The sequence below is a fragment of the Longimicrobium sp. genome (assembly GCF_036387355.1).
GTDB lineage: Bacteria > Gemmatimonadota > Gemmatimonadetes > Longimicrobiales > Longimicrobiaceae > Longimicrobium.
In genome coordinates this window covers 1-9,883 of sequence record NZ_DASVTX010000398.1, presented here as the reverse complement: position 1 = coordinate 9,883, position 9,883 = coordinate 1, and the positions used below count along the sequence as shown (strand labels likewise).

The 9,883-nt window shown below is 71.6% G+C and carries 10 protein-coding genes; 1 reads left to right on the top strand and 9 read right to left on the bottom strand.

The genetic code is table 11. The features are described from left to right. Window positions 1-190 precede the first annotated feature (190 nt). On the top strand, window positions 191-814 hold the full coding sequence (locus VF665_RS17500) for a hypothetical protein (RefSeq protein ID WP_331054737.1): 624 nt from the start codon (window positions 191-193) through the stop codon (window positions 812-814). A gap of 88 nt (window positions 815-902) precedes the next feature. On the opposite strand, the gene VF665_RS17495 is transcribed toward VF665_RS17500, so the two are convergent. The 9 genes from VF665_RS17495 to VF665_RS17455 form a co-directional block, all read right to left on the bottom strand. Beyond that, window positions 903-1,829, bottom strand: coding sequence for a DUF5996 family protein (locus VF665_RS17495; RefSeq protein ID WP_331054736.1), 927 nt, complete (start codon window positions 1,827-1,829; stop codon window positions 903-905). Between the two features lie 25 nt (window positions 1,830-1,854). Then, the gene (locus tag VF665_RS17490; RefSeq protein ID WP_331054735.1) at window positions 1,855-2,241 is read right to left on the bottom strand and encodes a hypothetical protein; all 387 of its coding nucleotides are present in this window, start codon (window positions 2,239-2,241) and stop codon (window positions 1,855-1,857) included. Window positions 2,242-2,710: 469 nt separating this feature from the next. Beyond that, window positions 2,711-4,708 carry a nitric oxide reductase activation protein NorD gene (locus VF665_RS17485; RefSeq protein WP_331054734.1) on the bottom strand — a complete coding sequence of 666 codons (1,998 nt, stop codon included), beginning with the start codon at window positions 4,706-4,708 and terminating at the stop codon, window positions 2,711-2,713. Window positions 4,709-4,711: 3 nt separating this feature from the next. Further along, window positions 4,712-5,548, bottom strand: coding sequence for a CbbQ/NirQ/NorQ/GpvN family protein (locus VF665_RS17480; RefSeq protein WP_414679002.1), 837 nt, complete (start codon window positions 5,546-5,548; stop codon window positions 4,712-4,714). 70 nt (window positions 5,549-5,618) lie between these two features. After that, window positions 5,619-6,404, bottom strand: coding sequence for an AAC(3)-IV family aminoglycoside N-acetyltransferase (gene aac(3)-IV, locus VF665_RS17475; RefSeq protein WP_331054732.1), 786 nt, complete (start codon window positions 6,402-6,404; stop codon window positions 5,619-5,621). A 37-nt stretch (window positions 6,405-6,441) separates the two neighbouring features. After that, window positions 6,442-7,071: a flavin reductase family protein gene (locus VF665_RS17470; RefSeq protein WP_331054731.1), complete on the bottom strand. Its 630-nt coding sequence runs from the start codon at window positions 7,069-7,071 to the stop codon at window positions 6,442-6,444. Further along, on the bottom strand, window positions 7,068-7,724 hold the full coding sequence (locus tag VF665_RS17465; RefSeq protein WP_331054730.1) for an alpha/beta hydrolase: 657 nt from the start codon (window positions 7,722-7,724) through the stop codon (window positions 7,068-7,070). The genes VF665_RS17470 and VF665_RS17465 overlap by 4 nt, the downstream gene beginning before the upstream one ends. Next, window positions 7,721-8,149 carry a hypothetical protein gene (locus VF665_RS17460; RefSeq protein WP_331054729.1) on the bottom strand — a complete coding sequence of 143 codons (429 nt, stop codon included), beginning with the start codon at window positions 8,147-8,149 and terminating at the stop codon, window positions 7,721-7,723. Before VF665_RS17460 ends, VF665_RS17465 begins: the two co-directional genes overlap by 4 nt. A 712-nt stretch (window positions 8,150-8,861) precedes the next feature. Continuing rightward, window positions 8,862-9,341, bottom strand: coding sequence for a hypothetical protein (locus tag VF665_RS17455; RefSeq protein WP_331054728.1), 480 nt, complete (start codon window positions 9,339-9,341; stop codon window positions 8,862-8,864). Between the last annotated feature and the right edge of the window lie 542 nt (window positions 9,342-9,883).

Here is a 9,883-nt window from a genome sequence, read left to right as displayed (position 1 = left end):
GTTCCGGCGGTCTTCCGCGTCCGACGCCGCCGGATTGCTTGCACGATGTCGGGATGCGTGAGTGCCGGTGCATGCAGCGGGCGTGGGGACGCACTCCTTCCGTTCACTCTGGCACCATCGCTGCAACGTCGCGCCGCCCCGATGCCGACTGTGACGGGCGGCATCGAGAATCCCACAACCGGAGAGCGGAATGCCAGAGAACGAGCGCGAGCAGAGAGAGTACTCGCTGAAGGAGCGGGAGTACCGGGGTGAAGACGGCCAGATTCACCACCACACCAACGCCTACATGCAGCGCCAGGCCGAAGAAGGAGGCCGCGAGCGGTCCGGCGAGTCGCGCGCCGGGCGGGAATCGGGCGGGCAGGAATCGGGCGGGCGTGAGTCGGGCGGGCGGGGATCGCGGGGCGGCGGCCAGAGCGCCAGCGGGTCGCGCGGCGGCGAGGAAGGCGGCTCCGGGCGCCAGAGCCAGTCGCGCGGCGGTGGCCGTTCCGAAGCGAACGAATCGCGCGGCGGCCGTTCCCGCGGCGAGAGCGAATCGCGCGGCAGCCGTTCGCGCGGGGAGAATGAATCCAGCGGGCGTTCGCGCGGCCGCTCCGGCGGCGAGGGCGAGGAAGAAGGGTCGGCGCGCGACACCGGCTACACCGCGCTGGTGACGGCGGTGGCGGTCGGCGTCACGGCGATCACGGCGGCGGCGCTGATGTCCATGTTCCGCTCGCGCAACGAGGAAGTCGTCGTGTACGACCTCCCCCGCAACCAGAACGCCGCGGGTTACAACCGCGACGACCGCGCGGCGGACGATCGCGATTCGCGCTACTAGGCGCGCGAGTTCCGCGACGGATGAACGGCCCGGCATCGCTGCGATGCCGGGCCGTTCTTCGCTTCCTCCATCAATGGGACGGTGCGGATCAGAAGGCTTCCAGCGCGCGGCGGTCCCAGGCGGCCAGCGCGGCGCCGCGCTCGTACGTGCTCTGCAGAAAATCCATCACCGCGCGGTCCGGGTCCGCCGAGGCGCACACGGCGGGGTAGGGGAGGATGAATTCCCGCATCTGCGGATGGTAGTACGCCGCCTCCGGGCGCACCGGCGCGTCCGCGTACCCTTCCGGCTCGGGATACATGTAGGCGTAGAACGCCGGATCGCGGAAGTCGCCGCCGCCCGGCCACCAACCCGCGCTGCTCACCTCGTGCGAGTACGCCTCGCGCGTCACCCAGTCCGCCAGGTTGGGCACCCCCCCGGGGTGCGGTGGCGCCTCGCGGCCGCTGAACCGGGTGACCGCCAGGTCAAAGCTGCCCCAGAAGAAGTGCACCGGGCTGCACTTGCCGATGAACCGCGAGCGGAACGCGTTCAGCACGCGGTCGGCCTGCAGCAGCGCACGCCAGAACCGCTGCGCGTACACCGGGTCGTATGCGGCGTGAACCGTGTCCTGCTCAAAGGGGATGGGCCTCTGCACCTCCACCGGCGTCGTCCAGATTTGCACGCGGACGTCCATCCCCCGCAGCAGCTCCATCACGTCGGAGTGGAACTGGGCCACCGTCATGGGCCGGAGCGCGAGCATGCGCGCGCCGCCCAGACAGTCCAGAATGCGCAGCCGGTGATCCAGAAAATCGAAGTCGATCTGAAAGGTGCGCGTGCCGTACGGAATGGTGCCGGTGGTGAGCCCGCGCGGGTTCACGTACAGCGGCGTGTGCCACCAGTGGTTCACCCGGGGCGACAGCGCCATCCGCACCTTTCCCACCACCTGCGTCCACATGTGCAGCGTGTCGCGGGTGTCCTCCCACGCGTCCAGCGAAAGCTCGGGCCACGTTTCGCGGACCGCGGTTTCGGTGCTCGTCATCGCGCTCCCGGAGGTGGAAGTGCCGTCAGTGGCTGCGCAGCGACCGCGCCACCACGCCCAGGCCGCCGGCCAGCAGCCCCAGCATCATGAGCGTGTTGAACAGGCTGGTGGGGCGAAAGAAGATCTGCAGGTTGGCGATGATGCCGAACAGGATGATGGCCGCGCCGATCACCAGCAGCATCCATCCCCAGAACGACCGGCCGTTGAAGAACAGAATGCCGATTCCCGCCAGCAGTGGCACCAGCGTGAGGCCAAAGGTGCTCTCGCCCCAGAAGCTCCAGAAGCCGCTGGTCACGGTGACGCGGGTGGTGAGCAGGTACGCGCCCGCGGCCGCCATCGCCGTGCCGATTACGAATTCCAGCATGCCGCCGGGCGTGCCGCCCGCGCCGCGTGCGTAGCCGCTGTCTTCCACTGGAGAGCGCTCCGGAATGGGAGGGGAGAAGGGGAACGGGAGGAAGTCAACGATACGCCCGCCGCCGTCGGCAAACAAGCGGCCCGTCCCGCCGGGCCGTGAACGCCCGCCGGACGTCCAGGCCTACAATCCGGCGGATCGGTGAACATTTGACAGCCGCCAGCCGCGTCATCCTTTTCCACCCGGTTCCGCCCATGCACAACGAGCGCGGCCCGCGCGCGCCACCCGGCTGGGGGCTACGCCCGCGGCCGGTCCGGCCCTGCCGCTCACGCAGCCCCATCGCAGGAACCTCCGTTCATTTCTCGCCCTCGCGCTCGTCTCGCTGGGCGCCTGCTCCACTTCGGGCTCGGTTCATCACACGCCCCGCCGCTCCCGCGAACCACTGCGCGCCTCCCCCGCCGCCCGCGCTGCCGGGTACCGGACCAGGGCACCTCGCCGCTCGCGTCCGCCACCCGCGCGGCGGGTGCGCCTACGCGCGCAGAAGCTGGCGAACGACGCGGGTGAGGGCCATGGGCATCTGGTCTGGCTGGCGCAGGATCACGTGCCCCGCCGGGCCGAAGATGCGCGGCAGGTACGAGGCACCTTTCCGGTCGATGGTGAGGCAGAAAGGCACGATTCCCAGCTGTCGCGCCTCGGCGATGGCCTGCCGCGCGTCCTCGACGGCAAAGGCGCCTTGGTAATGGTCGTCGTCGTTGGGCCGCCCGTCGCTGACGATGAGCAGAAGCTGGTGGCTGGTGCCCTGCCGCGCGAGCTGCGCGCTGGCGTGGCGGATGGCGGCGCCCATGCGCGTGAACGCTTCCGGCGCAAGCGCCGAGATCCGCTGCCGCACCACGTCCCCGTTGCGCTCGCCGAAGTCCTTGAGCGTGCGGATGCGGACGTTGCGGGCCGTCTTGCTGCTGAAGGTGTGGATGGCGTAGCGGTCGCCCAGCGCGTCGAACGCCTCGCTGGCCAGCAGAAGGGTAAGCTTTTCCAGGTCGATGATGCGGTGCGCGCCCATCTGCTCCGTGGTCGATCCGCTGACGTCCACCAGCAGCAGGATGGAAAGCTCCCGGCGCGCGGGACGCACCGCCATGTACACGCGGTCGTCCGGCGCGTGGCCGGTGCGCCGGTCCACCAGCGAGCGCACGCACGCCGCCAGGTCCAGCTCGTCCCCGTCGCGCTGCGCGGTCATGCGGATGCGGCGCGCGCGCAGCCGCTCGAACTCGGCGCGCAGCCGGCGCACGACGGGCCCCTGCCACGCGAGCACCTGCCGCGCCCACTCCAGGTCGCCCAGCTCCGCCTCGTGCGGGCGGATGGTGGCACCGGGGCGGGTGTACGTCCCCAGCTCGCAGTCCCATTCCGGATACTCGATCCCCCGGTCGGAACGCCTCCCCGTATCCGCCACGGCGGGGCCAGACACGGCCGCGTCCAGCGCCACCTCCGTCTCGGGCGCGTCGCTCTGCGCGCCGGACCCCTTGCCCTCCGTCGCGGGGCCGAAGTCGTCGTCGTCGCCCGCCTTGCCGGATCCGTCGGAGCTGCGCCCGTTCGCCGTGCTGGGATTGGCAGCGTTGCCGGCGCCGACGCCGTCGTTCGCGGCGCCGGACTGCGGGCCGGGCTTGCCTTTGCGCGTGGACGTGGCGGCGGACGGGTCGGCGCCCATCATGAACCAGGGCGACGTCTTGCCCATGACCTGCGACTCCGCCCACGCGTCCGGCTCCGCCGCGTACCCTCTTCCGAGCGCCGCCTTCGCCGCCAGCGGCGACACCGTGCCCCACGCGTCCACGGCGGGCACGCCGCGATACCGCGTTCCCGCCACCGCCTCCAGCCGCGCCGCCATCCGCCGCGCCCACGCCAGCGAGGCGGACGGATGGCCGAAGTCCGGCAGCTCCGTTCCCGCCACCCCCGGCTCGCCGTCCAGCGCGGCGCAGAAGAGCCGTTCCACCTCGCGCTCGGCCGCGGTCATCGCCTCCGCGTCCGGGCGGGCGGCCAGGGCGGACCGGCGCGCATCCACCAGCGCGCCCCGCAGCCCGGGCGCGCGCCGCGCGATCTCCGCATCGACAGACGCGCCCTCCGCCAGCAGGTACAGGTCGCGCTCCAGCGGCGAGGCCGCGGCGGGCAGGTGCGCCGCCGTGCCGCGCGCCAGCCGCTCCGCCTGCTCCATCGCCATCACGCGGTAGCGCTCCATGGCCGCGTTGCGGTCCGCGCCGGCGGGGAGCGACGGGGGAAGCAGAATGCGGATGCCGTCCGTGGACGCGGAAACGGCGCTGCCGCGCAGGTGGGCCGGCGCGCGCAGCAGGGTGCGCCGCAGCAGGCCGGGGCGGCGCGGCGGCTTGGCGTCGACGATGGGAATCTCACGCTCGTACAGTGCCGCGACCAGCAGTTCCAGCCGCCGCCGCACGTCTTCCAGGCGCACGGAGGGCGGCTCCGGCGCACGGCCGATGGCGCGAACCGCGTGGAGCGCGCGGACGAGAATGGGGGGGCGCGGCACGGATCAGAGCGTGGCGCTGATCAGGTCGGATATGGCCGCCAGCAGGTCCGGATCGTCCGTGAGCGGATTCACCAGCGCCACGCGGCAGGCCTGCGGCGCCGGAATCCCCCGCGCGATCAGCCGCGCGGTCGAAACCAGGAGGCGCGTGCTGGGCGCTTCCGCCAGCCCCTGGTCGCGCAGTGCGCGAATGCGGCCGGCAAGGCGAACCAGCGCCGTGGCGGCCGCGCGGTCCACGCCGCCCTCGTGCATCACGATTTCCGCCTCGCGCGCGGCGTCGGGAAAGTCGAACTCCAGGGCCACGAACCGCTGCCGCGTGCTGGGCTTGAGGTCCTTGAGCGCGTGCTGGTAGCCGGGGTTGTAGCTGATGACGAGCTGGAATCCCGGCGCGGCCTCCACCAGTTCGCCCGTCTTGTCGATGGGGAGCAGCCGCCGGTCGTCCGTAAGCGGGTGCAGGACCACGATGGTGTCCTGCCGCGCCTCCACCACCTCGTCCAGGTAGCAGATGGCGCCCATCCGCGCCGCCACGGTCAGCGGCCCGTCGGCCCATACGGTTTCGCCGCCACGGATCAGGTAGCGCCCGGTAAGGTCGCTGGCCGACAGGTCGTCGTGGCAGGCGATGGTCACCAGCGGGCGCTTGAGCCGCCACGCCATGTGCTCCACAAAGCGCGTCTTGCCGCACCCCGTGGGCCCCTTGAGCATCACCGGCAGCCCGGACGCGTGCGCGGTGCCGAACACCTCCACCTCCGCGCCGGAGGCCACGTAGTACGGCTCGTCCCCGCCGGGATGGCGGACGCCGTCAAAGGCGCCGCCGGCGCGCGCTGTCGTCACGGTTTCGCTCATCAGAAGTGCTGGATGAATTTCGGTGCGCCGTCATCCGCCGTGGCGGAAAGCGGAACGCGTATCGAACGATTCACGCCACCGTGGATGCGCGGGCGTCGTCGCACTCCGCGCACTCGCCGGGGGCGTGCAGAAAGACGAGCGGGTCGCGCCCCAGCCGTTCCGCGGACACGCGGACGACGTCGCGCGAGCGGACCAGGCGCGCGGTGCCGTTGCCGACGGGCCCCTCGCGCTGGAGCCCGGCGCCGCGAAGCCACCCGTCCGCCAGCGTGAAGCGCTCGCAGCAGTGGTCGTTCTCGCCGTAGGGCACGCGGACGGGGCGCCCGTCGCGGAGCACGGTGATGTGCTTGGGAAGGCGGTACGGCACGCCGGCGACCAGCTCCGCCAGGTGCAGCGTGGTGTTCGCGTCGTGGCCGGTTCCGAGCAGCAGCACCTGCCCGTCCTCGTCGTGCACGCGGCCCACGGGGCTGTCGGGCACGTGCGGGGGAAGGGGGAGCGGCGTGTCCGTGATCCGCCGCGCGCGTGGGCCGATGGCGGCAAAGGCGAAGGGGTGGTCGCTCCGGATGACCCCCGGCATCCGCCAGAAGGTCTGCGCGACCGCGCCCAGATCCTCCGACGCGGGGGTGGTGGCGGGGTCGAACGGCTCCTCGTCGCTCCCCGTCCACGAGGGCATCACCAGCGTCCCCTCCGGCCCGATCGCCATCCGCAGTGCCTCGATCAGCCCCGCGGGACCACCCTCCACGGGACGGATCGCCCGGAAGGCGGTGTGGACCAGCAGCACGCCGCCCTGTTCCACGCCCAGATCGCGCAGCTGGCCGGCGACCTCCTCGCGGCTCCATTCCCGGCCTTCGTGCGGCATGCGTTCTTTTTCGGATGAGGCGGCGCGGACGGTCCGCTCAGGGCGCGCCGGGTGCGCGGTCCACTACGGGGCGGAGGAGCGCGGGAGTTTCACCGATCAACGCGTACAGGTCGCCCCACAACCGCGCCACGGGCTGCAGCGCCCGCGAATCGGCGAACAGCGTCCCGGGAATCAGGGGCACCTCGTCCGCCAGTCGCACGCAGAGCACCTCGCCGATCACCAGCGTGTTGGGCGAGCCGGGCAGCTCCACGATCTGCGACACGCGGCACTCCAGCACCGCGGGGCAGTCCGCCACGTACGGCGCGGCCACGGTCTGCGCCTCGGCGGACTGCAGCCCCGCGCGGTCGAACTCGTCCACCTCCGGGCCGTACTCCCCGGCGGATTCGTTCATCGCGACGAGCTGCCGTTCCGTCGCCACGTTGACGCAGAACGCCCCCGTCTGGCGGATGTTGCGCAGTGTGTCCTTGTCCACCCCGGCCCGGCTGCCGATGGAGACGGAGACCAGAAACGGCGTCGCGCTCACCGCGCCGAAGTAGCTGAACGGCGCGAGGTTGCGCGCCCCCGCTTCAGACCGCGTCGAGATCCAGGCGATGGGCCTCGGAACGACGAGCGAGGTCAGAAGCTGGTACCGCTCGCGGGGAGAAAGCTCGGCGGTGACGCGGATCATCCGGCGCCGCCCACCCCGCGCGCGATCCACGCGCGAAGGTCGCGCGCCTCGTCGGGGCTGATGCCGTGCCCCATGGCGTAGTCGCGCTCCTCCAGCTCCGCGCCGGCGGCCCGCAGCGCCGCGCGCCCCTGCTGCCCCATGGCGAAGGGAATGGCGTCGTCCATCGTCCCGTGCCCCCAGAAGAAGCGCGTCCCCCGCACGGTTTCCGCCGTCGCCGCGACGGTGGGATGGTCGGCCAGGAAGCCGCTGAGGTTGACGGCGAACGGAACTGCGCCGGGGTTCCGCAAGGCGTAGGCGACGGACATGGTGCCGCCCTGCGAAAAGCCGCCCAGGACCAGCGGGCCGGGGCGGACGGGAAGCGTGTCCGTCAACTCCGCCAGGAACTCGCCCAGCAGCCGCTGCGACGTCTCGAAGCTGTCGGGATCCGGGCGGGTGCCGCCCAGAAAGCGGTACCACGCCCATCCCGGGCCGTATCCCCACGCCGCGCCGGGGTGCGGCGCCTCGGGCGTGACGACGATGGCGTCCGGCGCAAGGTGCGGCGCGAGCGAAAGCAGGTCGAAGCGGTCCGCGCCGCGCCCGTGCAGCAGCACCAGGAGCGGCGCGCCGTCCCGTGCGCCCGCGGGGATGGCCGTCTCGTAGCGCAGCAGGCTCATCGCGGCGCGGAGCGCACGGAGGGATGGCCGCTGCTGGCGAACAGGCCGGAGCGGATGGAAAGGATGCCGCCCGCGATCAGCGCCAGGGTGAGCACCACGCCGGCCAGCGCCACGCCGTGCGCCTTGTGGTCGTCCGTCTGCCGCTTGGCGTAGCCCGCCATGGTGGTGAACAGGCCGACGGCGAGGAACATCATGAACATGTGCCCGATCAGGGCGCTGTACCAGATTCCGGTGATCACCAGCAGAATGCCCAGCACGAACTGCAGGTGCAGCAGCCCCATGAACGCCGACGACGCAATGCGCGACGCGCCCTTGTACGGCCGGCGCTTCAGGTATCCCAGCAGCAGGACGACGGACGCGATCACGCCCGCCAGCAGCACCAGGTAGCGAAGCCCGGAATGGGCGTGGAAGAGCATTGTCTGCATGCGAGGGAGCGGGGGTGGGTGTGGAGCGCGGGCCGGGTGGCCTCGCGGCGGGGGACAATGTAGGGAGATCAGGGAACAGGGAATAGGGAATAGGGGGATGCGGCGCGGGCCTACGCCGCGGCGCCGGTGGCGGGCGTCGCGGCGCTGCGATGCGTCACGGGATCGGTCATCCGGAGCGTGTTGACCGGGCCGGCCTCGCGCGCCGGATCCGAGCGTCATTCTGAGTCCGCCACCCGCCTCGGCCTTCGGGTGTCATTCTGAGTCTTCCACCAGCCTCGGCCTCCGGGTGTCATTCTGAGGGAGCGGCGCGCCGAACCCTCTGCCGCTCCGAGCCGTGCGCGACCGAAGAATCCCGCGCCGAACTCTCCGCGTGGACGCGGGTTGCGCGGTGTGCTCGTGACCGTTCGCCGCGGCGGCGGGTCCGGAGCCCGGCGCCAACCTGACGTGCGTCGGACGCTCCGTGGCGGGATTCTTCAGTCGGCGCCTGAGCCTGAGCCGGCCGATGCCCCGCGCGGCGCCTCGTTCAGAATGACGCCGCTGCGCCGAGGTGCGCTCTCAGTGACATCTCTGCTCCGCTGTGGAGAGCAAGCGCAGCGTCGGGCATGGAGGAATGCGGACGCTCTTTTTGCGTCCGCCAGGGCGGGGCGGAATGATGGAGCCCCGAGCGGCGCGGGGGCGGCTCGGGGCTCCTTGTGCTGCGTCCAGCGCGCGGTCAGCTCGCCTGCGCCTGGCGAATGAACATCTTGTGCACCAGCGCGTTGAACTCGCGCTGCAGCGTGTCCGCGGCCTGCTCGCCGGTGCGGCCGATCTCGGCCAGGCGCGCCTCGCCCAGCGCGGTGCCCGCGGCGGCAAAGGTGGCGAACGTGTCCTGCGCCTGGCGCAGCATCACGATGTCTTCCACAATGCGCAGGAAGTCATCGTTGCGCAGCGCGTCCGCGGCGTCCTTGGCCTTGCCCAGCACGAACCCGAGCGCGCCCTTGAAGCCCTCGCCGGACTGCTCGCCCAGCGTGGCGCGGTACTCCTCAAGCGTCTTCTGGTGCTGGCGCACCGCGGGCAGGTGCCGCGTGCAGAGCGCGCGGAACTCGGCGTCCTCGGCCTGCTTCTCGTGGTCTTCCAGGCTCTCCAGCAGCGTGCGGTGCTGCATCACGCAGTTGCTGACCTGTGCCCGCAGAAAATCGCGTCCCTCGTGCATCGTGCTCTCCCGGTGTCTGTCGCCTCCGTGCGCCCCTCGCACGGGAGCGCCGCCCCGGTGCACAAGGTATGCCCAATGTTCTTTCCGGCCCGGTTCGCGTCGGCGCGTGTTCCCGTCCTTTCTGTCCCGATTGCCTGTTCTTTCACGGGGTGGTAGGCGGAACCGGAAAGGATGACGGCGGATGAGGGCGTGTCCCTGCGCTGCGCTCCGGGCCGGGCTGCGCGCGCCGTAGGCAACGATACAGCTGTTGCCAACGGCGCCGAGCCCCCTCCGTTGCGGGGCAACGATACTGCTGTTGCCCCTCCACTCCGGGTTCTCGGCCCTCCGGGCGCGCATCCCTCACGCAAAGTGATCCGCGCCATCACGCCCCGCTCCGGCAGGCGAGTTCCTGCATTCCCATTGGCCTCAGCGAGCTGAACCAACCACGCGCATCGTGCGCGCGTTCCCATCCGCGCGAGACCATCACCCTATTCCCTATTCCCTCTTCCCTATTCCCTATTCCCTGCCGTTCCCGCCCTCACTCCGTACTCAACTCCCGGTTC

Bases quoted from the DNA above. Each gene is read 5' to 3' on its own strand.
- VF665_RS17500 (WP_331054737.1), top strand. From the start codon at position 191: ATGCCAGAGAACGAGCGCGAGCAGAGAGAGTACTCGCTGAAGGAGCGG.
- VF665_RS17495 (WP_331054736.1), bottom strand. From the start codon at position 1,829: ATGACGAGCACCGAAACCGCGGTCCGCGAAACGTGGCCCGAGCTTTCG.
- VF665_RS17480 (WP_414679002.1), bottom strand. From the start codon at position 5,548: ATGAGCGAAACCGTGACGACAGCGCGCGCCGGCGGCGCCTTTGACGGC.
- VF665_RS17470 (WP_331054731.1), bottom strand. From the start codon at position 7,071: ATGATCCGCGTCACCGCCGAGCTTTCTCCCCGCGAGCGGTACCAGCTT.
- VF665_RS17465 (WP_331054730.1), bottom strand. From the start codon at position 7,724: ATGAGCCTGCTGCGCTACGAGACGGCCATCCCCGCGGGCGCACGGGAC.
- VF665_RS17460 (WP_331054729.1), bottom strand. From the start codon at position 8,149: ATGCAGACAATGCTCTTCCACGCCCATTCCGGGCTTCGCTACCTGGTG.
- VF665_RS17455 (WP_331054728.1), bottom strand. From the start codon at position 9,341: ATGCACGAGGGACGCGATTTTCTGCGGGCACAGGTCAGCAACTGCGTG.